Raw genomic sequence first — 20,906 nt, forward strand, 5'->3', positions numbered from 1 at the left:
CATCTATGGTGTAAATAAAGGCTAATGCAACATTTTTACGAGCATCATAGCTACGCTTAAAAATATCAAAAGAAATAAGATCTTTGGGGGTCAATTGAAGACGCTTAAGAATCGCCGCTTCAAGCGCTTCTGGGGCGTGATCAATAGGCAGACGTAGTTCAGTAATCCGAATCATGGGCATTAAGATGCATAGAAAGAAGCGCTTCTGGGGGCTATGATACTGGTAATAAATGCCTGCCGCGTAATAGCGGCGATAATGCCATATGGCCCTACGCGCAACTATTCATAAAGCTGACCTTCATGTCGCTGATTCAGACCGCCATTACTATGGCAGTCATTCCCTAACTATCGCCAAACACCCCTCCGAAACGGATGAGCGCATGATGGTGCGGGTTCTTGCCTACGCATTACAAGCCCATGAGGATCTGGTATTTACCAAAGGTCTGAGCGAGACTGATGAGCCTGACTTGTGGATTAAGGATTTAACAGACGCTATCCAACTTTGGATTGAAATCGGCCAACCCGATGAACGTCGTATTCTCAAAGCGTGTGGACGAGCCGAACAAGTCATTATTTACTGTTACGGTGGTCAAACTAGCAAAATATGGTGGGACGGCATTATGAATAAGGTCAACCGCGCCCGCAATCTTCAAGTCATTTCCATTCCTTCCGATCAAGCACGCGATCTCGAAAAGTTAGTGGAGAGAAGTATGGTGATCCACGTCAATATTCAGGATGGTGAGGTCTATGTGTCATCGGATATGGGCCAAGTCACTGTGACCCCAGTAATCTGGCGCCCCAACCAATGAAACCCGTTGTTTTTGATACCAACGTTTTATTAGATATTTTTGTTTTCAATGATTTTCGAGCCATTCATCTAAAACAGGCATTAATAGAAAAAGGCGTTGATGCGTTAGCAACCCCCAAAACCATCGATGAGTTTGCTGATGTGATGAGTAGACCTCTTTTTAGCCTTGATCCGATTGCCCAGGAAAATATTCTTACGCAATGGCGCAATCTTGCAAGAATTCTGCCAGATGAATCTTTAATTACAGCCCCTTGGCAATGCCAAGATCCAGATGATCAGGTGTTTATCAATTTGGCTTTTACGGCAAAGCCTTCCATCCTGATTAGCAAGGATAATGAAATTCTTAAACTGAGTGATCGCGCTCTAAAGGAATTTGTCATCATTACAGATCACTACACCATCGAGAAATATTGACATGAGTAAACCCAAAATGGCTAATCCAGATGATGGAATTTTTAAGCCTGGCGCCAAATTAAGGCATATTAAAACTGGCGGCTTCTACAAAGTCGTTCTTTTGGCCAACCTTGAAGCTAATTTAGAGCCGGTATATGTCTACGAATCCATGCAATCTCATGATTTCTGGGTAAGGCCCAAAGCAGAGATGGAAGATGGCCGATTTCAACTCATTGCTGAGTGATAAGGGAGCTGAATATGAGCGACGATAGAATAACCAACCTTGAAATTAAACTCAGCTTTGCTGAAGATCTCATTGAAAAGCTGAATGAAACTGTCTATAAACAAAAGCAGCAAATTGAATTTTTATATCGAGAACTCAAGGCGATAAAAGAACAAGCCAGCAACTCTGGCCCTGGCGGAACTAGCTTGAAAGATGAAATTCCGCCTCACTACTAGTTAGACTGATACTATAGAGTCATCTTTATCACTTCATTATTTATTACAAAGGCATCATCATGGGTAACTTAACGCTTTTTCTAGTTCAATGGGGATTAACATCGCTTTCATTATGGGTGGCTAGCTATATTTTTAGCGGCATCAAATTTGTTGATGGTGGCTCTTTATTAATTGCTGCACTGGTGCTTGGTTTTGCCAACGCCATAGTCAAACCATTACTGATTTTGCTAACCCTACCCCTCACCGTGGTCACGATGGGTTTATTTTTATTGGTAGTCAATGCTTTAGTACTCATGCTGGTGGGCGCCCTTGTTAGTGGATTTACTGTCTCTAGCTTCTGGACTGCATTCTTTGCCAGCATTTTCATTTCCGTGTTTAGTCTCTTCGTTAGTGGCTTAGTTTTTTAAATTACTTCTCTCTACCTTTTTAACGAAGTCGATGTTTGCATGAGTACAGATTCATTACCTAAGTGCCCCGCATGTCATGAGGACATGACCTACCCCGATGGGGAGAACTTTGTCTGCGCCCAATGCGGCCATGAATGGCCTATGGCAGTCGCAGTTGAGGAAGAAACTGGTCTAGTGGTGAAAGATGCCAATGGCAACTTATTAGCCGATGGCGATACTGTGACTCTGATTAAGGATCTCAAAGTCAAAGGATCATCTACAACCTTAAAAGTGGGCACCAAGATTAAAGGGATTCGCCTCGTATCTGGCGATCATGAGGTCGATTGCAAAACAGAAGCAGGCAATATGCTATTAAAAGCCTGCTTCTTGAAAAAAGCTTAACAAGCTATTAGGCTGCACTAGCCTTTTTCAGAACCGCGTAAATTTGATCCTTTAACAAGAGCTTCTCTTTCTTAAGGGTTTCAATCTCCTCCGGCGTCCCAGGCTCCTTGTGATCCTCCATGCGCAAAATCTTGGCATCCAATTGATTATGCTTATCAAACAGATGAGAAAAATGACGATCTGTTGTTTTTAATTTGGTGATTAATTCGCGATATTCTGGAAACATACATTCCTCTAAAAAGACGGGTTTTATTGATACTGCTTTTTCAGTTTAGCAATCCTAAACACGAAGAACAATATATTGATCAATCTTTTTATTATTTAAAGTCTCTTGCAAATAGAGAATCAAACCCCATATAAGACAAACTCCCAGGGTAATAGATTTGCAGTAATATCAACAAGTGTTCATACACATATAACTTCCAACGAAAAGGATTCATCATGGCTACCAAAAAAACCTCTACAAAAAAGAAAGTAGCTACCAAAGCAGTCGTTAAGACCCCTGCAAAAAAAGTAATTAAGAAAGCTGCACCAAAAAAGGTTGCAAAGTCACCTATTAAGAAAGCTGCCGCCAAGAAATCCACTCCAAAAAAGACTTCGGCTAAAAAACCCGCTCCAAAGAAAGGGGCTGTTAAAAAAGTAGCGCAGAGGTCATCTAAAGTCGATCAATATGGCCTTGAGAAGGATGATGAGTTTTATGGTCTTTACTTTGCAAAATCGACAAGCAAAGGCTTGGTTGAGGTAAAGCCCTGTACTTTTTCTCTCATGTACTGGTGGAAGGGTCTGCTTGGATATCCTGACATGATTGAAATCTCCAAAAACAGTAACACTGCGATGCTGCAGTTTGAATCGACCTTTGGTGGTGGCGACTCTGGCGAAACTGAATTAAAAGAACAAGATGTTTTGGATATTGATCACATCATTGAAGTAGATGAAGAGGAGATGCTGATCTCGCTCTACTCCTATGTGCCAATTCCCATTCCAGACAAGGTCTTGGGCGCTATTGAGTTATCCGTTCTCAACATCAATCCTGAGACCCGCTATGGCAATTTAGAGATCTGCACGACTGAAAATGAAGAAGGTGAAACCGAGCATTTCTTGCGCTATCGGGCGGCCACCTACTTGCGCGGCATTAAGTCCGGCAAAGTAGAAGCCATTGAAAGTATGGTCACCAATGGATCTGAGTTCTTTGGCCTAGCACTTGATGCAATGTGCGTTAACAAGTCCATCAAGAAATGGTTACTCAGCTAAGAAGTTGATAACTTATAGACTCTATTAAATAGTCTTATCGACAAATGTAGTTATAGGTCGTCGGAAAACGGTCATTCACGGTTTTCCGACTATCGATCAATGTTGCTGTATTTCTACCCACTTTTTGACATTCAGTCTGGGCGACTTGTTGCGCTTCATCATCTTTTGCATCTTTTGGCGCATGCACACCTATCGTTCCATCAGATTGCTGATAGACCCCAAAACGACTCGGTGGCGTTGAACAGCCAAACATGACCAGTCCTACAAACACTATAGATGCTCTGTACATGAATTTCATTTCCATAATGTAATGTATTTAGCTGATTTGGGTAATTCTATTGGTCCCTGAATCCACCCTGAACTTGGCTAAAGATTCAATTTCTGAATTAGCATCTTGCGCGTCACTTAATACCTTTAAGGTTACTGTCAATTCCGCAGGTGTGAATTGCGCGATGCCATAACCTTTTTTACTTGCTTGCGCAAAAATAAAGTGGGGATTTTTTGCAAGCCTGCTCGCAATGTATTTCTCGCCTCCACCAATAGTGGTGACACTGGTGCCACAAAACTCTACACCAAGCGTTTTGCTCAGCGGATTATCGTAATCATCTTTGATATACCCCACCCAGTTCTCATGAACATCTCCACCAAAAATTACCAGGTTTTTCACCTTATTTTGAATAAAGACCTGATTCAATCGCTTACGCGCTGCAGGAAAACCATCCCACCCATCATTCCAAACCAACAATTTGTTACCGCTTGGAAAATAGCGCTGTGCATATAAGGTTGGCTGACCAATGACATTCCAAGCGCTTTTTCCAGAATCCTTTAAAACCCCTGATAGCCACTGCTCTTGGGTCTTCCCCAGCAATGTTCTTGTTTCACTAAACAGATCAGGACAAGCTTGAGGATCAAATGTGGCAGATCCTTGGCCAGAAGGAGTGCAAATATTGGGGTCTCGATATTGGCGATCATCCAAAATTGCAATATTTGCCAGCGACCCAAAGCGAAAATTGCCATAGATGCGCATTTCCGAACCCTTTAAAAGGCCATCAATTCCATCAATTAAGGCAGATGCACGAATAGGCATATGTTCGTAATAAGCTTGATAGGCTGCCGCCCTCCTCTTGGGAAAATCAGCGACATACGGTCCATGTGTTCCAGGGTTCAAAGCAGCGTAATCATTTTGCACCTCATGATCGTCCCAAGTCATTAGCCATGGACAGGCTGCGTGCATTGCTTGCAAATAAGCATCTTTTTTGTACAGTACATAGCGCTTACGATAGTCGTCTAGGTGAATCAGTGGCCCACTATCATGAGAACGAACGCCTTTTTTGCCTGGTCCTGATTCATAAATGTAGTCACCCAGAAACATAACAAGATCAAGATCTTCTTCACGCATATATTTATATGCCGTGAAATAGCCATGCTCATAATGCTGGCAGGATGCGTAGGCCATTCTGAGTCGATCAATAGAGTCGTTAGCAGCAGGTAAAGTACGGGTTTTGCCAACTTGGCTAACTTTGCCGCCAGCAGTAAAGCGGTAATAAAACCATCGATTGGATGGCAGATCCCGAACCTCTGCATGGACAGAATGCGCCAACTCCGGCAATGCTAATGAAACTCCAGCCTGTATGACATTAGCAAACTGATGGTCATTAGCCAATTCCCACTTCACCTCAATAGCATTTGCAGGCAACTCAGATCCAAATAAGCTTTCATCCACTAAGCGCGTCCACAACACAACCGAATCCTCTGTGGGGGAACCACTAGCCACCCCCAATACAAAGGGATTTTGATTAAAACGGATATTCGCTTGAGAGAAAGACGATAAAGGATAGACTACTGTCGCAGCAATTAAATGCTTTAAGAGAGCTCTTTTACTGAGAGAAATATTCATACTCTTAATAATATGTCTTTATTAAGAGAATTTGTATGGAGAATTTAGTTGCCAAATTGGCGGAGAGGGAGGGATTCGAACCCTCGATAGGTTTTACCCTACGCCGCATTTCGAGTGCGGTACATTCAACCACTCTGCCACCTCTCCGAACACTCAATCCATTATAGCGAGCAAGGTGCAGCAATCCACTTAGTACATCATTACTCTTGATAAAGTTCTTGAGAAAAATGCTAAGCGATTGAAAATGAAAGTGATGGTAATCTAATCAATTCGGCTTAAGCACTTCCATGCCACCCAAGTAAGGTTGCAATGCTTTCGGAATAGTAATGCTACCATCAATCTGTTGCTTGTTTTCAATCAGAGCGACCAATGCTCGGCCTACCGCCAAACCAGAACCATTGAGCGTATGCACTAATTCAGGCTTACCCTGGCCTGCTTTAAATCTCGCCTGCATACGTCTGGCTTGAAAGTCACCCATACTCGAGCAAGAACTAATTTCACGATAGGCATTTTGTGAAGGCACCCATACTTCCAAGTCATAAGTTTTGGTGCTACCAAAACCCATATCGCCAGTGCAAAGCAATACTTTTCTGTAAGGCAACTCCAAGAGCTCCAGGATTTTTTCTGCATGCCCAGTTAAATCTTCCAAGGTCTGCATAGAGTCCTCAGGTTTAGTGATTTGCACCAATTCAACCTTATCAAACTGATGTTGGCGAATCATGCCGCGCACATCACGACCATAGCTACCGGCTTCAGAGCGAAAGCATGGAGTGTGCGCCACAAACTTTAAAGGCAAGACATCAGCATTCACGATTTCATCGCGCACCAAATTAGTAACTGGTACTTCAGCGGTTGGAATGAGGTAAAAGTTTTCTGTCTTGGCTTCACCCTCACCGTTTTCCCCACCCATCTGACGAGGCACTTTAAATAGATCTTCTTCGAACTTTGGTAACTGTCCAGTGCCTCGCATGGAAGCCGCATTAACCATGTAAGGAGCATAGACTTCTTGATAGCCATGATGAGTTGCATGGGTATCGATCATGAATTGCGCCAAGGCTCGGTGTAATCTGGCAATAGAACCCTTAAGCACTACAAAGCGCGAGCCGCTGATCTTAGCCGCCACTTCAAAATCCAAACCTAATGGTCCGCCAAGGTCAACGTGATCTTTAATCTCAAAATCAAATATGGGTTGCTCACCCCAGCGCTTCACTTCTTTGTTTTCTGTTTCGTCTTTACCGGCTGGCACAGATTCATCAGGAAGATTAGGAATACCCATCATGAAATCAGCAATTTCAGCTTGCAATACAGTTAAGCGTGCGGCGCCAGCTTCCATGTCTGCATTTACTTGCGCAACTTCAGCCATTTCAGCAGAGGCATCTTCACCTTTGCCCTTCTTCATGCCAATGGCTTTGGATAGTTGATTGCGTTTCGCTTGCAATTCTTCAGTGCGTGTTTGCAAAGATTTACGCTCTGCCTCAAGCGTATTAAATTTTTCAACATCTAACTGAAATTTACGTGCTGCCAAACGAGCGGCAACAGCAGTGATGTCTTTTCGAAGTAATTGCGGATCAATCATATATTGCTCTGTATTTTGAATATTGCTCTAGTTTAAGCGCAAGACCTCGGCCCCAGCCGGTGGAACGAAATTAAAGCGATTGGCCGGCAGACTAACATTGATTTGCATCTTATTTAATGTCACCAGCACAACACTACCTAAACCATCTTGCAATTCCAGTGCTTTTGGGAGTCCATTAACCATCCCAATCGAAATCTTGGTATAGGGAATATCGTTGCCGCTCTTACTACCTGGATCTTTCTTAGGCATCAGGGCAACCCATCGCATACCTAAACGTTCATCGCCATCAACTAAATCAAAATGTTGATCTAATGAATTTTCGCCAAATAGTATTGCTGCCGGGGTTGCCGCAAGCGCCTGACCAGCAGGACGGAATGTCGCTTGGTTTAAATCCTTATCCCACAAAATGAGTTGATTGCCATTCGCAATAAGTTGTTGCTCGTAAGGCTTTTGCGTGGCCCAAATAAAACGACCTGGTCGCTGAAACACAAAATAGCCTTGGGTTTGACGTACAACTTTTAGTCCTTTATCTTGCGGCTCGCTAACTTTAGGCGCACGCAATTGCTGTTGCACAAAATCACCTTCTGCAGTCTTAGAATTGCGGACAAACTGTCGCAATTGCTCTGATCCAGAGTCACTCTCAGCTAAAGCTGCAGTTGCAATAAAGGCGCTAGCAATAACAAGAGCGATCGGCGCTGCGACTGCGGATAACAATGTTCGCAAGATCAAGCCTTACTCAGATGGACGATGCAAAATCTCACGATTGCCACCGTTACCCATTTTAGATACGAGTCCAGCTTTTTCCATATCCTCAAGCAAGCGAGCTGCACGGTTATAACCAATACGTAGATGGCGCTGCACTAATGAAATGGATGGGCGCTTGTTTTCAAGAACAATAGCCACGGCTTGATCATACAGAGGGTCAGCTTCACCACCGCTTTCGCCGGTTAAAGCATCGACATTAGACTCATCGGCCCCTTCAAGAACGCCGTCAATGTAATTGGCTTCACCCTTCTCCTTGAGCCACTCAACCACTCGATGCACTTCATCATCTGATACGAATGCACCATGCACACGGACAGGCAAGCCAGTGCCGGGAGCCATATAAAGCATATCGCCCATACCCAGCAACGCCTCTGCGCCTTGTTGATCCAGAATCGTGCGACTATCGATTTTGCTACTGACCTGGAATGAGATACGAGTGGGAACGTTGGCTTTAATTAAACCTGTAATCACATCAACACTGGGGCGTTGTGTAGCTAATACCAAATGAATTCCAGCGGCACGTGCTTTTTGTGCAATACGCGCAATCAATTCTTCAATCTTCTTGCCAGACACCATCATCAAGTCAGCTAGCTCATCAATCACGATGACAATGACAGGAGCTTTATAAATCGGCTCAGGATCGTCTGGTGTCAAACTAAATGGATTGGTGAGTTTTTCGCCCCGCTCTTCGGCCTCAAGAATTTTCTTATTAAAGCCAGCCAAATTTCGTACGCCAAACTTGCTCATCAGCTTGTAACGACGCTCCATCTCATTAACTGCCCAATTGAGCGCGTTATATGCCTGCTTCATGTCAGTGACAACTGGGCAAAGCAAATGCGGAATCTTGTCGTAGATCGCCATCTCTAGCATCTTAGGATCGATCATGATCAGACGCACTTCATCTGGCTTGGCTTTAAAGAGCAACGATAAAATCATGGCATTAATACCTACTGACTTACCTGCACCAGTAGTACCCGCCACCAAGCAGTGAGGCATCTTTGCCAAATCTGCAACCATCGGGCTACCAGAAATATCTTTACCCAATGCAAGCGTAAGCAAAGAGTGGTTATCGTTATATACCTGTGAAGTCAATATCTCTGATAAATACACTGACTGACGAGTTGGATTTGGTAATTCCAAAGCCATACAAGTTTTACCCGGTATGGTCTCCACTACACGCATACTCACTACACCCAAGGAGCGGGCTAGATCGCGTGATAGATTGACAATCTGACTACCCTTCACTCCGACTGCAGGATCAATCTCATAGCGAGTAACTACCGGTCCTGGATAAGCGGCAATGACAGTGACTTGCACACCAAATTCGGCTAACTTGCGCTCAATTAAGCGTGATGTAAATTCCAACACTTCTGCAGAAATCGTTTCTTTGGCTTCTGGAACGGGATCGAGCAATGCCAATGGGGGCAATTCAGAATCAGGAATATCCACAAACAAGGGTTGTTGCTTTTCGCGCTCTACACGCACACTCTTCGGAATCTCGGCAGGTGCGCGCACAATTTGGACAGGAGTTGCAATCTCAACTCGTCCACGAATCTCTTCAACAAATTCTTCACGCTCTTCTGCAGCAGCCTCACCAAGCTTGCGATCTTCTTCGCTATCACGACGCTCACGAATACGCAGAAAGCTGACCTCTAAAAACCGCCCTACCTTTTCCGCAACATCAAGCCATGAAAAATGTAGAAACAGGGAGAGGCCTGCACAAAGTCCAAACAATAAAACAAGTGTGGCGCCAGTAAATCCCAAAGTCATTTGCATGGGATCACCAATCAACTCACCAAGAATGCCTCCAGGTGGCCTTGGTAATTCCCAAGTCAAGGAATGCAAACGAATGGACTCTAGTCCCATGCTGGAGACTAAGGTCAAAATAAAACCCAACCACCGCATCAATAATGAATCTGGTTTAGCTTCTGGGTCAGGAGGTAAAGGCACGCTCCACAAATCTCGCCAACCATTAAGGACGCGACGACCAAATAAGGCCACCCACCAAAAGGCGGATATACCAAAGATATAGAGCATTAAGTCGGCTAAATAGGCTCCAAATCGCCCCCCTAAGTTCTTGGGAGCCTCGAAACTGGCATGCGACCAAGCGGGATCCGCCTTGGAATAGGTTAACAATATGGCAAAAAGGCCCAGGCACAAGCCTAGGGAGATAAACCAACGCGCCTCCAATAGCAGACGGGGCATCCGGCCTTGACCACCGTTAGTAGGGGGCTGGGGTGTTTTGGACTTCGGGTATACGGTTTTCGCCATGTTCTGCTGATTGTAAACAAGCAAATCTATAATTTGGGTATGACTACAAATACCCCAAAACACTCCAAAGTTCTCATTCTAGGTTCTGGCCCTGCTGGCTATACCGCTGCAGTCTATGCGGCCCGAGCCAATTTGAAGCCTACCCTCATCACTGGCCTGGCTCAAGGGGGTCAATTAATGACCACCACTGATGTAGAAAACTGGCCTGCTGACCCAGAAGGCGTCCAAGGACCTGAGTTGATGGATCGCTTCTTAAAGCATGCCGAGCACTTCAATACCGAAATCATTTTTGACCATATTCATACTGCGGCGCTCAGCGAAAAGCCGATTCGACTTGTAGGTGATTCTGGAACCTATACCTGTGATGCTTTAATTATTTGCACAGGGGCTTCTGCTCAATATATTGGCTTACCAAGCGAAGAAGCATTTATGGGTCGCGGTGTTTCTGGTTGCGCTACTTGCGATGGGTTCTTTTATCGCAATCAAGATGTTTGTGTTGTTGGTGGTGGCAACACTGCTGTTGAGGAAGCCCTCTACCTCACTGGAATTGCTAAAAAGGTGACAGTGATTCACCGTCGCGATAAATTTCGTGCTGAACCCATTCTGAACGATCGCCTCATGGCAAAGGTTGCAGAAGGCAAGGTTGAACTAAAACTTAACTCTACATTGGACGAAGTGCTCGGCGACGATAAAGGCGTTACTGGTGTACGCATCAAGAAACAAGACGGCTCAACCGAAGAGATTGCGGTAACCGGAGCCTTTATTGCAATTGGTCATAAACCCAATACAGAACTATTTGTCGGCCAACTCGATATGAATAATGGCTACATCAAGACGCATTCAGGACTAGAAGGTAACGCTACTGCAACCAATATACCTGGTGTATTTGCGGCTGGGGATGTTCAAGATCATATCTACCGTCAAGCGATCACGAGTGCAGGCACAGGCTGTATGGCTGCACTAGATGCTCAGCGTTATCTAGAATCACTTGCATAACTTTTTTGTGCGCTCAATAGAAAACGCCTAGCATTGCTAGGCGTTTTTGTTTGTTGCAGTCTTATTACTGACTGCATTAGTTTCAAGTGCTGCTTAACGCGAGATCACTGGTAGTAATGGCACGATTAACAATGCCACGATATTAATGATCTTGATTAATGGGTTCACTGCAGGTCCAGCAGTATCTTTGTAGGGATCACCTACAGTGTCACCCGTTACAGCAGCTTTGTGCGCCTCAGAACCCTTGCCACCGAAGTTACCCTCTTCGATGTATTTCTTGGCATTGTCCCAAGCGCCTCCACCAGTACACATGGAAATTGCTACAAACAATCCAGTAATGATGGTGCCCATCAACAAACCACCCAGGGCAGCCGGTCCTAGCAATAGGCCAACAACGATTGGCGCAATCACTGGAAGTAATGAAGGCACGATCATTTCTTTAATTGCTGCTGAAGTGAGCATGTCTACTGCTTTACCGTACTCAGGTTTGGCAGTGCCAGCCATGATTCCTGGAATATCGCGGAACTGGCGACGCACTTCTTCCACTACCGCACCAGCGCAACGACCAACTGCCTCCATTGCCATCGCACCAAACAAGTATGGAATCATGCCGCCAATAAAGAGGCCAATAATCACCATATGGTTTGACAAATCAAATGAGACTTGTTGACCAATCCCTTCTAAAGCATGGGTATAGTCCGCAAAGAGTACGAGTGATGCCAGACCAGCAGAACCAATGGCATATCCCTTGGTCACTGCTTTCGTGGTGTTACCTACCGCATCTAATGGATCAGTAATGTCGCGCACTGCTTGCGGCAATCCGGCCATCTCTGCAATACCGCCAGCGTTATCAGTAATCGGGCCATAGGCATCTAATGCAACCACAATACCGGCCATGGACAACATTGCCGTTGCTGCCACTGCAATACCATACAGACCTGCCAACCAGTATGCGGCAAAGATGGCAATACAAACAAAGATCACAGGATAGGCAGTCGATTTCATAGAGATGCCTAAACCAGCAATGATGTTCGTTCCATGCCCTTTGGTGGATGCTTCTGCAATGTGTTGCACTGGCTTGAACTGTGTTCCTGTGTAGTACTCAGTAATCCATACCAATCCAGCGGTGAGCACTAAACCCACTACGGTAGAACCAAAGAGTCGCCATTGACTGCCCGGAATACCTAAAGCGTCATCAGGCATCACAAAGCTGGTGACAAAATAGAAAGCAATGAGTGATAAAACCCCAGCGATGATCAAGCCTTTGTATAGCGCTGGCATCACATTTTTCATACCTGGGGTGGCTTTAACAAATGAACAACCAATAATGGATGCAATGATGGAGACACCACCAAGCACCAATGGATAAATGATGGCTGCTACGGGAGCGCCTGAGACCATCAATGATCCCAAGACCATTGTTGCAATCAGTGTCACTGCATAGGTTTCAAATAAGTCAGCCGCCATACCAGCGCAATCGCCCACGTTATCGCCCACGTTATCAGCAATCACAGCAGGATTACGAGGATCATCTTCCGGAATGCCTGCCTCTACTTTGCCAACTAAGTCTGCGCCAACGTCTGCACCTTTAGTAAAGATGCCGCCACCTAAACGCGCAAAAATTGAAATGAGTGAGGAGCCGAATGCTAAGCCAATAAGGGGATGCAATACTGATGCAAGATCTTGCCCTGCGCCAATAGAGACGAGGAACATGAAGAATAAGCCAACTCCCAAGAGACCAAGACCAACCACCAACATTCCAGTAATCGCGCCGCCCTTAAATGCCACATTCAGAGCTTCATTCATGCCCTTTGTTGCTGCTTCTGCCGTGCGCACGTTTGCACGCACCGAAACATTCATGCCAATAAATCCACATGCACCTGAAAGCACTGCACCGACCACAAAACCAATGGCCGTAGCAATATCCAAAAACAATCCCATCAAAATCGTAAGCACTACGCCCACAATGGCGATCGTTTTATATTGGCGCGAAAGGTATGCTGCTGCACCCTGCTGAATAGCCTCAGCAATCTCTTGCATTTTGGCGTTACCCGTACTTTGCTTCAGAATCCAGCCGCGCATCACAAAACCGTAAATCACGGCCAGGACACCGCATGCTAAGGCAAAATACAAGCCTAAAGTGACATTACTCATGCTTGAACTCCCTAAAATTGATCTTTGTTGTTTTGTATTCCCTGCGCTTAGGTAGACCTGGTTTGCGAAAGCTTTAAACTATGTCTTTAAGCTTTATCAGTATGTAGCAGAATGACCCCTGCGCCCCCTTACCGGAATCAGGGTATTTACTAATCATTATTCGGAGTATTTATGAGTCTCGACAACGTCAAGCCAGGCAAAAAGATCCCTGAGAGCTTTAACGTCATTATTGAAATCCCTATGAATGCGGATCCAATCAAGTATGAGGTAGATAAAGAGAGTGGCGCCATTTTCGTAGATCGTTTTATGGGCACTGCGATGCACTATCCATGTAACTACGGTTACATCAATAAAACGATCGCTGGTGACGGAGATCCTGTAGACGTTCTCGTCATTACTCCATTCCCACTCATTCCAGGTGTGGTTGTAAGCTGTCGCGCTATCGGAATTTTGTTGATGGAAGATGAGGCAGGCCAAGATGCCAAATTACTCGCCGTGCCAGAAGACAAAATTTTGCCTATCTATACACACTGGCAAAAACCAGAAGATATGAATCCATTACGTTTGAATCAAATTCAACACTTCTTTGAGCACTATAAAGATCTCGAAAAAGGTAAATGGGTAAAAGTAAAAGGCTGGGGTGGTGTTGCTGAAGCTCATAAAGAAATTTTGGAAGGTATTGAGCGTTACAACAAACAACACGCCTAATTTCGTAGCGTTTGAAGCAATAACATAGGCTTTGTGATTCGGAGTGAGCGCACAAAAAATAGCTTTAGCTCAAATCAATCCTTTATTGGGTGATCTGACTGGCAACGCTCAACTGATTCACAAGGCCGCACAAGAAGCCTTTATAAATGGCGCCAGGCTCGTTCTCACGCCTGAGCTTTCTCTCACTGGATATCCCCCAGAAGACTTATTACTACGCCCTGCTTTTATACAAGCAGCGCAACAACAACTCGAATTATTAATGCAAGAGTTGTCGCAATATCAGGATCTCACTGTCATCGTGGGGCATCCCAAAAAAACGTCGGTGGGCTTACAAAACTATGCGTCTGTTTTACGCAATGGAAAAGTGATCGCTGGATACGCCAAACAAGAACTTCCTAATCATGAAGTATTTGATGAAGTGCGTTACTTTGTCCCTGGAAATGAACCTTGCGTATTTGCATGTGATGGCCTCCAATATGGTTTGATTCTCTGCGAAGATGCCTGGCATTCTGGTCCAGCAACGCAGGCACATGCAGCTGGCGCACAAATTTTATTGGTCGCCAATGCTTCACCCTATCACCTCAAAAAAGAGGCGCTGCGCATTGATGTGCTACAAGTACATATTCAAAAAACCAATATGCCCCTGGTTTATGTCAATGCGGTAGGTGGACAAGATGAGTTGGTATTTGATGGTGGCTCATTTGCATTAAATCAACGTGGCGAACTGGTCATGTCGATGCCCCAATTTAAAACGGACTTGGGTTTTGTAACCGTGAATGCTACTGGTGAGCTTGAAAAAGGATCGATTTGCCCACCCCTTAGTGTCGAGGCACAGGCATATGAAGCCCTAGTCTTGGGCGTAAGAGATTATGTCAATAAAAATCGCTTCCCTGGGGTCATTATTGGCCTATCTGGCGGGGTGGATTCGGCTTTAGTACTGGCGATTGCTGTTGATGCATTGGGCGCTGACAAGGTGCGCGCCGTCATGATGGCTTCTCGCTATACAGCAGATATCTCATGGATTGATGCGCGCGAACTCGCTCATAACCTTGGGGTGCAATACGATGAAATTCCGATTAGCGGTCCTGTAGATGCTCTAGAGCAATCCTTAGCGAAGCAGTTCGAAGGCATGCAAGTAGATGCGACTGAGGAAAATATTCAAGCTCGTGTCCGTGGCACGCTCTTGATGGCGCTCTCCAATAAAACGGGCAGACTCGTTCTGACGACGGGCAACAAAAGTGAAATGGCTGTCGGTTATTGCACCCTTTATGGTGATATGGCAGGTGGCTTTGCTGTTATTAAAGATATTGCTAAGACTTTGGTTTACCGTCTATGCGCTTATCGCAACAGCATTGAACCTGTCATCCCCGAAAGAATTCTGACGCGCGCCCCTTCTGCAGAACTTCGCCCTGATCAAAAAGACCAAGACAGCCTACCACCCTATGAGGTCCTTGATGGGATTGTGGAGCGCTATATGGAACAAAATCAGTCTATTGCCGACATTATTGCGGCTGGTTATGACCCGCAGAGCGTGGAAAAAGTGACTCGCCTGATTAAACTCAATGAGTACAAACGTCGTCAGGCACCCCCGGGAGTGCGCGTAACTACAAGGGCCTTTGGTCGAGACTGGCGCTACCCCATCACCTCGCACTTTAGAGCTTAGACCCCCTAAACGGGTCAAATTTGGCACATCCGTGCAGTTCTAGGTATGATTACTGCATTAGGGGGAATACATGAAACTCATTACATCAATCATTAAACCGTTCAAACTCGATGAAGTACGTGAAGCCTTGGCTGAAGTAGGCGTTACAGGTCTGACCGTCACTGAAGTCAAAGGTTTTGGCCGCCAAAAGGGGCATACCGAGCTTTATCGCGGCGCTGAATATGTTGTCGACTTTTTACCAAAGGTAAAGGTTGAGGCAGTAGTTCCTGGCGATCGTGTTGAGGCAGCGATTGAAGCAATTACTAAAGCGGCACGTACCGGAAAAATTGGTGATGGCAAAATTTTCATCACTCCTGTTGAGCAAGTGATTCGCATTCGTACCGGCGAAACTAACGAGTCAGCGGTTTAACCTCAGAGCACAGCAAAACTCAAGATGACGTCTTATCTCAACTGAGAATCCATTGCATTAGCCGGCTGAATGATTTCGGCCGGCTCCAAAATGATCGTCTTGGCTGCAGTATTGGATATGCGCACTTTTGCGCCCTGGTAGTACATATCTACTAAAGACTGCCCTGAAGTAAGCACCTTTAGTGGTGGCTTGCCATAAACACTAACCCCCACCCCTGGTTCTAGGGTTTTATTTTGGGTTTTACCAGTAGCATCGACCACGCAAACGGTTTGCGCATTCTTTGATTGCAGGTAAACCATGTCTCCTGCTTTCTTTGGCGCATCCGGCTTATAAGTTACCGCTGCTGTATCGGCTGGCGGGCATTCGGTTGAGATCACTGGTGCTGCTGTGACTACTGGAGCGGCAGCAGCTGGAGCCTCTGGTGCTGCAGTAGCGGGTTTTGCGTCTTGAGTGGACTCAGGGGCAGGACTTGCCGGAGCAACCTCTTGTACCACCACAATCTCTTCTTTGACAGGCTCAGGAAAAAATAAGGGGCGCAGATTAACTACAGAGAATGCTATGGCTGCTGCAATTCCCAAAAAGATAAATAATTTTTTCTGGGATTTATTTTGATGCGTATTATTTTTTGTATTGAGTTCTGATGAAATTGCTTTAACGTCTATCTGCGCATTGGTTGACACTGCAACTTTTTTAACGCCCTGCTCAACTTTATCTTGCTGCGCTGATACTTGCTTTTTTTCAGCTTTTGACGATTTTGTAGTTGCATTCTCAGTTGAATCTTGAGCATCCTGATGACGGGGTAAACCATCACCACCAAAATCAAACGCGTCTTCTTCTTTGAGCTTGAGAAGTGCAGCTACTTTCTTAGCGGCCGTATATTTAACTTGTGGTCCATAAAAAGAACTGGATTCGCCATTTTCAATTTGCTCAATTTGACGAGCTGATAGACATGCCATTCCAGACAACTCTTGAGTGCTTAAACCAAGACCTTCTCTTGCCTTAGTAAAAGCTTCTTTTTTAATCTCCGGAAATTTCACTGGCTTATTCACAAGGCAGCAATCTTCTTATTTATATTTGACAAGAGTGATATTAATCCCAATTTCACCAATATGTAATTAGCTCGATAGCAAATACTAGCGATCGCTCATTTGGATAAAGGATGATCCTCTAAATTGGACTCTAAATACTTTTTAACGAGGGTCTGGACGGAATCAACATGCATTTTTTCCATCACCCTTGCTTTATGCACTTTAATGGTTGCGTCAGTAGTGCCCAGCTTAAGAGCGATATCCTTGTTTAAAAGGCCTTTAACAAGCCATGAGCACACCTCACGCTCTCTTGGAGTAAGACTCTCGTAGTCCCGTTTTGTCTGCACTTCTAAAGAAATCCGCTTGAATTGCCGACGATCAAATTCAATAGCGTCCCCCACCGCTTTTAGCAACTCTTCAAGATTAAAGGGCTTAAAAAGGAAATCTAATGCCCCTTTCTTGAGACTTTGCACAATTTGATGTGGGTGACTTTCCCCGCTTACAAACACAATCGGGGTATTACGCCCCAGTTTTAAGAGCGTTTCTTGTAACTCCAAGCCCGTCATATCGGGCATTTGCATATCCAACAGAATGACCGCGGGAGACACTGGGATTGATTTTTCTAAGAATGACCTTGCTGATGCATAGTCTTCCACTAGATAACCCACCTCGCGCAACATCCGCGAGAGCGATACCCGCATGGATTCATCATCATCAATTAGGTAGATATGGCCTTCTTTAGTCATTGAATCCAAAGGGAAAGTATCGATTGAGTAAATGTACTGTAGGGAGTTAGGGATGGCTATTAGCCATCAAGCTAATACAAAAGCTCTACACTATGAAATGATGGAGCATTTTTATTGCAATGCAACATAATAAATCCTTATAGGCCGTTTAAAAGGATTAGCGAACCATGAATCCATCTCACGGCACAATAGAGCCTTTGAAAAATAACCTTTTCTGGAGTAATTAGCATGAAACGCCTCAATGAACGCTCACGTATGGTCACCGAAGGGGTTGCCCGTGCACCCAATCGCTCGATGTATTACGCCATGGGCTACCAAGAAAAGGATTTTTCAAAGCCTATGGTGGGTGTAGCAAATGGTCATTCCACCATTACTCCCTGCAATAGCGGCTTACAAAAATTAAGCGATGCCGTTGTCACTGCGCTCGAAGAAGCTGGCGCAAAAGCACAAATGTTTGGCACCCCTACAGTGTCTGATGGTATCGGCATGGGTACTGAGGGTATGAAATATTCACTCGTATCACGCGAAGTTATTGCAGATAGTATCGAAACTTGCGTCAATGGCTTGTGGCAAGACGGCGTCGTTGTGATTGGTGGTTGCGATAAAAATATGCCAGGCGGCATGATGGCGATTGCCCGCACCAATGTACCTGCAATTTATGTTTATGGTGGCACGATTAAACCAGGTCACTACAAAGGCAAAGATCTCAATATTGTTTCCGCATTTGAAGCTGTTGGTGAATTCACCTCTGGTCGCATGAGTGAAGAAGACCTCAAAGGCGTTGAACAGCACGCTTGTCCTGGTAGCGGCTCCTGTGGCGGCATGTATACAGCCAATACGATGAGTTCATCCTTTGAAGCCCTTGGTATGAGCCTACCCTACTCCTCAACGATGGCCAATGAAGATGCTGAAAAAGTAGCTAGCGCTGCAGAATCTGCTCGCGTTCTCGTAGAAGCTATTAAGAATAATCTTCGTCCACGCGACATCATCACTAAAAAATCGATTGAAAACGCTGTGAGTGTGATTATGGCGGTTGGGGGGTCTACTAATGCGGTATTGCATTTCTTGGCCATCACCAGCGCAGCAGAAATTGAATGGACCATTGATGACTTTGAGCGCATTCGTAAACGCGTTCCTGTGATTGTGGATATGAAACCTTCTGGCACCTATCTTGCAACCGACTTGCATCAAGCAGGTGGCATCCCTCAAGTCATGAAAATTTTGCTTGATGGTGGATTGCTGCATGGTGATTGCATGACAATTACCGGCAAGACGATCGCCGAAGTATTAAAGGATGTGCCCTCAGTACCGCGCGCAGATCAAAAAGTCATTCGTACATTAGATAACCCGCTGTACAAACAAGGTCACTTGGCGATCCTTAAGGGCAATATCTCTCCTGAAGGTTGCGTTGCCAAAATTACTGGATTAAAGAACCCATCCATCACGGGCCCAGCACGTGTTTTTGATTCAGAAGATGATGCGATGGCTGCCATCATGGCGCAAAAGATTAAAGATGGTGACATTGTGGTCATTCGTTATGAGGGTCCTAAAGGCGGCCCAGGCATGCGGGAGATGCTTGCTCCTACCTCAGCGCTAGTCGGTCAAGGCCTTGGCGAATCTGTTGGCCTGATTACTGATGGTCGCTTCTCTGGCGGAACATGGGGTATGGTTGTCGGTCACGTTGCACCAGAAGCCTACGTTGGCGGCACTATTGCCCTCATCGAAGAGGGGGACTCTGTCACGATTGATGCGCACAAGCTTCTCATCCAACTCAATGTCGGCGAAGAAGAAATTGCGAAACGTCGTGCAGCCTGGAAACAACCAAAACCACGTTATACCCGCGGACTGTTAGCAAAATATGCCAAGTTAGCCAGCACCGCAAGCAAAGGAGCAGTGACTGATCTGAATTTGGATTTGTAATTTCCCTTGCTTGATGGTTCCAAAACAAAAGCCCCTAGTTTTAACTAGGGGCTTTTTATTGATACTCAACGCTATTAATGTTTCATTGGCATTGTTGTAGTATTTACAGGAAACTTCACCTCAACCTCACCTGCTTTAGCAAACTTGAGTTTTACAGGCACCGTCTCGCCAGCTGCTAATGGAGCCTTAATATTCATAAACATGATATGCAAGCCGCCTGGTTTCAGCTCTACAGCGCCATTGGCAGGTACCGCAATGTCTTTTACTTGGCGCATTTTCATGACATTTCCTTCCATCGCCATTTCATGCAATTGCACTTCACCCGCTACAGGCGAGCTTGCAGAGATCAGCTGATCTGCAGCACCTTTATTTTCAATCTTCAAAAAGCCGCCGGCTACTTGTTGCCCTGGAGCGGTAGCTCTGGTGTAGGCATTTTCAATTTTGATTGCGCCTACTGAAGCGTTTTGTGCATATGAAGCACCACTAAAGGCAATGCCCATGACTGCAAACATGGTTACTAGTACTTTTGATTCCATCACTACTCCTTTTGTATTAAAGCCCAAGATAACTTCCTAAGTCCTTTTCAAACTGCTCTTGCTGATTTGCCAGCACAAAATACCCAATTGGCAACTCTTTAGCGGCACTCACTAGAACCAAATCCCGCCCGCCATCTTTCTTATGAATGAGTTTGGTCCAAACCGTATTAAATTCATTTACCTCAACCCTTCCACCCCAACTTCGCTCTACCAACAGCTGCTTGCCAACAATAGTGATCTTTTCATAATCCAATGCGTGACGCGAATACACATATAAAGCAATGGTTAATGCCAGTATTTCAATAGTTGTAAAGATGATGATCATCCATACGCCAATCAACAAAAAATACCCTGCTACCAACAGCGAAAAACTGACGATTGATAGATAAAAAAGCCCCACCTGTTTGGGCGAAAACGAGCAATTTCTTTTCATTAACCAAGTGCGCATTACCCTACTTTACAGACATTAATTGGGAAACTAAATAGTTACCAGTAAATTGGCTAGCTATATAAGTGATTCACTTTTATAGCTCATCCT

23 protein-coding genes and 1 tRNA gene are annotated in these 20,906 nt (G+C 45.1%); 12 read left to right on the top strand and 12 right to left on the bottom strand.

Annotated elements, in window-relative coordinates; genetic code table 11:
- The first annotated feature begins 263 nt into the window (after positions 1 to 263).
- From KIH43_RS07220 to KIH43_RS07245, 6 genes are read left to right on the top strand one after another with little or no spacing between them, the layout of a single operon-like run.
- Positions 264 to 809 (top strand): YaeQ family protein, encoded by a 546-nt coding sequence (locus KIH43_RS07220; RefSeq protein WP_297719274.1) that lies wholly within the window; start codon positions 264 to 266, stop codon positions 807 to 809.
- Positions 806 to 1,222, top strand: a complete 417-nt coding sequence (locus tag KIH43_RS07225; RefSeq protein WP_297719276.1) for a putative toxin-antitoxin system toxin component, PIN family — start codon at positions 806 to 808, stop codon at positions 1,220 to 1,222. The genes KIH43_RS07220 and KIH43_RS07225 overlap by 4 nt, the downstream gene beginning before the upstream one ends.
- Before the next feature lies 1 nt (position 1,223).
- Positions 1,224 to 1,445: a hypothetical protein gene (locus KIH43_RS07230; protein ID WP_296969101.1), complete on the top strand. Its 222-nt coding sequence runs from the start codon at positions 1,224 to 1,226 to the stop codon at positions 1,443 to 1,445.
- Between the two features lie 14 nt (positions 1,446 to 1,459).
- Positions 1,460 to 1,660: a SlyX family protein gene (locus tag KIH43_RS07235; protein ID WP_297719279.1), complete on the top strand. Its 201-nt coding sequence runs from the start codon at positions 1,460 to 1,462 to the stop codon at positions 1,658 to 1,660.
- Positions 1,661 to 1,716: 56 nt separating this feature from the next.
- Positions 1,717 to 2,067: a phage holin family protein gene (locus KIH43_RS07240; protein ID WP_296969149.1), complete on the top strand. Its 351-nt coding sequence runs from the start codon at positions 1,717 to 1,719 to the stop codon at positions 2,065 to 2,067.
- Between the two features lie 39 nt (positions 2,068 to 2,106).
- Entirely contained in the window at positions 2,107 to 2,448 is a 342-nt protein-coding gene (locus KIH43_RS07245) for a zinc ribbon domain-containing protein YjdM (RefSeq protein ID WP_296969098.1), read from the top strand.
- 7 nt (positions 2,449 to 2,455) lie between these two features.
- Here the strand turns inward: KIH43_RS07245 and KIH43_RS07250 are convergent, their stop codons facing one another.
- On the bottom strand, positions 2,456 to 2,674 hold the full coding sequence (locus tag KIH43_RS07250) for a YdcH family protein (protein WP_297719282.1): 219 nt from the start codon (positions 2,672 to 2,674) through the stop codon (positions 2,456 to 2,458).
- Positions 2,675 to 2,889: 215 nt separating this feature from the next.
- Here KIH43_RS07250 and KIH43_RS07255 point away from each other — a divergent pair, with 215 nt between their 5' ends.
- Entirely contained in the window at positions 2,890 to 3,699 is an 810-nt protein-coding gene (locus tag KIH43_RS07255; protein WP_297719284.1) for a hypothetical protein, read from the top strand.
- Between the two features lie 34 nt (positions 3,700 to 3,733).
- Here KIH43_RS07255 and KIH43_RS07260 read toward each other — a convergent pair whose 3' ends face one another.
- The 6 genes from KIH43_RS07260 to KIH43_RS07285 form a co-directional block, all read right to left on the bottom strand.
- Positions 3,734 to 3,997, bottom strand: coding sequence for a hypothetical protein (locus KIH43_RS07260; protein WP_297719287.1), 264 nt, complete (start codon positions 3,995 to 3,997; stop codon positions 3,734 to 3,736).
- Positions 3,998 to 4,015: 18 nt separating this feature from the next.
- Positions 4,016 to 5,596: an alkaline phosphatase D family protein gene (locus KIH43_RS07265; protein ID WP_297719290.1), complete on the bottom strand. Its 1,581-nt coding sequence runs from the start codon at positions 5,594 to 5,596 to the stop codon at positions 4,016 to 4,018.
- A 57-nt stretch (positions 5,597 to 5,653) separates the two neighbouring features.
- Positions 5,654 to 5,743: transfer RNA gene (locus tag KIH43_RS07270), tRNA-Ser, on the bottom strand.
- 118 nt (positions 5,744 to 5,861) lie between these two features.
- Positions 5,862 to 7,172, bottom strand: a complete 1,311-nt coding sequence (gene serS, locus KIH43_RS07275; RefSeq protein WP_297719293.1) for a serine--tRNA ligase — start codon at positions 7,170 to 7,172, stop codon at positions 5,862 to 5,864.
- Between the two features lie 27 nt (positions 7,173 to 7,199).
- Positions 7,200 to 7,895 (bottom strand): outer membrane lipoprotein carrier protein LolA, encoded by a 696-nt coding sequence (locus KIH43_RS07280; RefSeq protein ID WP_296969084.1) that lies wholly within the window; start codon positions 7,893 to 7,895, stop codon positions 7,200 to 7,202.
- A gap of 9 nt (positions 7,896 to 7,904) precedes the next feature.
- Positions 7,905 to 10,142: a DNA translocase FtsK gene (locus KIH43_RS07285; protein ID WP_296969146.1), complete on the bottom strand. Its 2,238-nt coding sequence runs from the start codon at positions 10,140 to 10,142 to the stop codon at positions 7,905 to 7,907.
- A gap of 105 nt (positions 10,143 to 10,247) precedes the next feature.
- Between KIH43_RS07285 and trxB the strand changes: the two genes are divergently transcribed.
- Complete coding sequence (gene trxB, locus KIH43_RS07290; protein ID WP_296969081.1) at positions 10,248 to 11,204, top strand: thioredoxin-disulfide reductase; 957 nt, start codon at positions 10,248 to 10,250, stop codon at positions 11,202 to 11,204.
- A gap of 93 nt (positions 11,205 to 11,297) precedes the next feature.
- Here trxB and KIH43_RS07295 read toward each other — a convergent pair whose 3' ends face one another.
- Positions 11,298 to 13,358: a sodium-translocating pyrophosphatase gene (locus tag KIH43_RS07295; RefSeq protein WP_296969079.1), complete on the bottom strand. Its 2,061-nt coding sequence runs from the start codon at positions 13,356 to 13,358 to the stop codon at positions 11,298 to 11,300.
- Between the two features lie 171 nt (positions 13,359 to 13,529).
- Between KIH43_RS07295 and ppa the strand changes: the two genes are divergently transcribed.
- The 3 genes from ppa to KIH43_RS07310 all read left to right on the top strand — a co-directional run bounded on the left by ppa (position 13,530) and on the right by KIH43_RS07310 (position 16,138).
- Positions 13,530 to 14,066 carry an inorganic diphosphatase gene (gene ppa / locus KIH43_RS07300; RefSeq protein WP_296969077.1) on the top strand — a complete coding sequence of 179 codons (537 nt, stop codon included), beginning with the start codon at positions 13,530 to 13,532 and terminating at the stop codon, positions 14,064 to 14,066.
- A 43-nt stretch (positions 14,067 to 14,109) separates the two neighbouring features.
- Positions 14,110 to 15,729, top strand: a complete 1,620-nt coding sequence (locus KIH43_RS07305) for an NAD+ synthase (protein ID WP_297719298.1) — start codon at positions 14,110 to 14,112, stop codon at positions 15,727 to 15,729.
- A 70-nt stretch (positions 15,730 to 15,799) separates the two neighbouring features.
- The gene (locus tag KIH43_RS07310) at positions 15,800 to 16,138 is read left to right on the top strand and encodes a P-II family nitrogen regulator (protein WP_173955517.1); all 339 of its coding nucleotides are present in this window, start codon (positions 15,800 to 15,802) and stop codon (positions 16,136 to 16,138) included.
- Between the two features lie 32 nt (positions 16,139 to 16,170).
- On the opposite strand, the gene KIH43_RS07315 is transcribed toward KIH43_RS07310, so the two are convergent.
- Positions 16,171 to 17,187, bottom strand: coding sequence for a helix-turn-helix domain-containing protein (locus tag KIH43_RS07315; RefSeq protein WP_297719301.1), 1,017 nt, complete (start codon positions 17,185 to 17,187; stop codon positions 16,171 to 16,173).
- 95 nt (positions 17,188 to 17,282) lie between these two features.
- Positions 17,283 to 17,912: a response regulator gene (locus tag KIH43_RS07320; protein ID WP_297719304.1), complete on the bottom strand. Its 630-nt coding sequence runs from the start codon at positions 17,910 to 17,912 to the stop codon at positions 17,283 to 17,285.
- Positions 17,913 to 18,140: 228 nt separating this feature from the next.
- Between KIH43_RS07320 and ilvD the strand changes: the two genes are divergently transcribed.
- Positions 18,141 to 19,832 carry a dihydroxy-acid dehydratase gene (gene ilvD / locus KIH43_RS07325; RefSeq protein ID WP_296969067.1) on the top strand — a complete coding sequence of 564 codons (1,692 nt, stop codon included), beginning with the start codon at positions 18,141 to 18,143 and terminating at the stop codon, positions 19,830 to 19,832.
- 74 nt (positions 19,833 to 19,906) lie between these two features.
- Here ilvD and KIH43_RS07330 read toward each other — a convergent pair whose 3' ends face one another.
- Positions 19,907 to 20,368 (bottom strand): copper chaperone PCu(A)C, encoded by a 462-nt coding sequence (locus KIH43_RS07330; RefSeq protein WP_297719308.1) that lies wholly within the window; start codon positions 20,366 to 20,368, stop codon positions 19,907 to 19,909.
- 16 nt (positions 20,369 to 20,384) lie between these two features.
- Positions 20,385 to 20,816 carry a DUF2244 domain-containing protein gene (locus KIH43_RS07335; protein ID WP_366069230.1) on the bottom strand — a complete coding sequence of 144 codons (432 nt, stop codon included), beginning with the start codon at positions 20,814 to 20,816 and terminating at the stop codon, positions 20,385 to 20,387.
- Positions 20,817 to 20,906: the final 90 nt, after the last annotated feature.

It is taken from the genome of Polynucleobacter sp. (assembly GCF_018500155.2).
In the GTDB taxonomy this organism is placed as follows: domain Bacteria; phylum Pseudomonadota; class Gammaproteobacteria; order Burkholderiales; family Burkholderiaceae; genus Polynucleobacter.

Bases quoted from the DNA above. Each gene is read 5' to 3' on its own strand.
- KIH43_RS07220 (WP_297719274.1), top strand. From the start codon at position 264: ATGGCCCTACGCGCAACTATTCATAAAGCTGACCTTCATGTCGCTGAT.
- KIH43_RS07225 (WP_297719276.1), top strand. From the start codon at position 806: ATGAAACCCGTTGTTTTTGATACCAACGTTTTATTAGATATTTTTGTT.
- KIH43_RS07230 (WP_296969101.1), top strand. From the start codon at position 1,224: ATGAGTAAACCCAAAATGGCTAATCCAGATGATGGAATTTTTAAGCCT.
- KIH43_RS07235 (WP_297719279.1), top strand. From the start codon at position 1,460: ATGAGCGACGATAGAATAACCAACCTTGAAATTAAACTCAGCTTTGCT.
- KIH43_RS07245 (WP_296969098.1), top strand. From the start codon at position 2,107: ATGAGTACAGATTCATTACCTAAGTGCCCCGCATGTCATGAGGACATG.
- KIH43_RS07250 (WP_297719282.1), bottom strand. From the start codon at position 2,674: ATGTTTCCAGAATATCGCGAATTAATCACCAAATTAAAAACAACAGAT.
- KIH43_RS07255 (WP_297719284.1), top strand. From the start codon at position 2,890: ATGGCTACCAAAAAAACCTCTACAAAAAAGAAAGTAGCTACCAAAGCA.
- KIH43_RS07260 (WP_297719287.1), bottom strand. From the start codon at position 3,997: ATGAAATTCATGTACAGAGCATCTATAGTGTTTGTAGGACTGGTCATG.
- KIH43_RS07265 (WP_297719290.1), bottom strand. From the start codon at position 5,596: ATGAATATTTCTCTCAGTAAAAGAGCTCTCTTAAAGCATTTAATTGCT.
- serS (WP_297719293.1), bottom strand. From the start codon at position 7,172: ATGATTGATCCGCAATTACTTCGAAAAGACATCACTGCTGTTGCCGCT.
- KIH43_RS07285 (WP_296969146.1), bottom strand. From the start codon at position 10,142: ATGCCCCGTCTGCTATTGGAGGCGCGTTGGTTTATCTCCCTAGGCTTG.
- trxB (WP_296969081.1), top strand. From the start codon at position 10,248: ATGACTACAAATACCCCAAAACACTCCAAAGTTCTCATTCTAGGTTCT.
- KIH43_RS07295 (WP_296969079.1), bottom strand. From the start codon at position 13,358: ATGAGTAATGTCACTTTAGGCTTGTATTTTGCCTTAGCATGCGGTGTC.
- ppa (WP_296969077.1), top strand. From the start codon at position 13,530: ATGAGTCTCGACAACGTCAAGCCAGGCAAAAAGATCCCTGAGAGCTTT.
- KIH43_RS07310 (WP_173955517.1), top strand. From the start codon at position 15,800: ATGAAACTCATTACATCAATCATTAAACCGTTCAAACTCGATGAAGTA.
- KIH43_RS07320 (WP_297719304.1), bottom strand. From the start codon at position 17,912: ATGACTAAAGAAGGCCATATCTACCTAATTGATGATGATGAATCCATG.
- ilvD (WP_296969067.1), top strand. From the start codon at position 18,141: ATGAAACGCCTCAATGAACGCTCACGTATGGTCACCGAAGGGGTTGCC.
- KIH43_RS07330 (WP_297719308.1), bottom strand. From the start codon at position 20,368: ATGGAATCAAAAGTACTAGTAACCATGTTTGCAGTCATGGGCATTGCC.
- KIH43_RS07335 (WP_366069230.1), bottom strand. From the start codon at position 20,816: ATGCGCACTTGGTTAATGAAAAGAAATTGCTCGTTTTCGCCCAAACAG.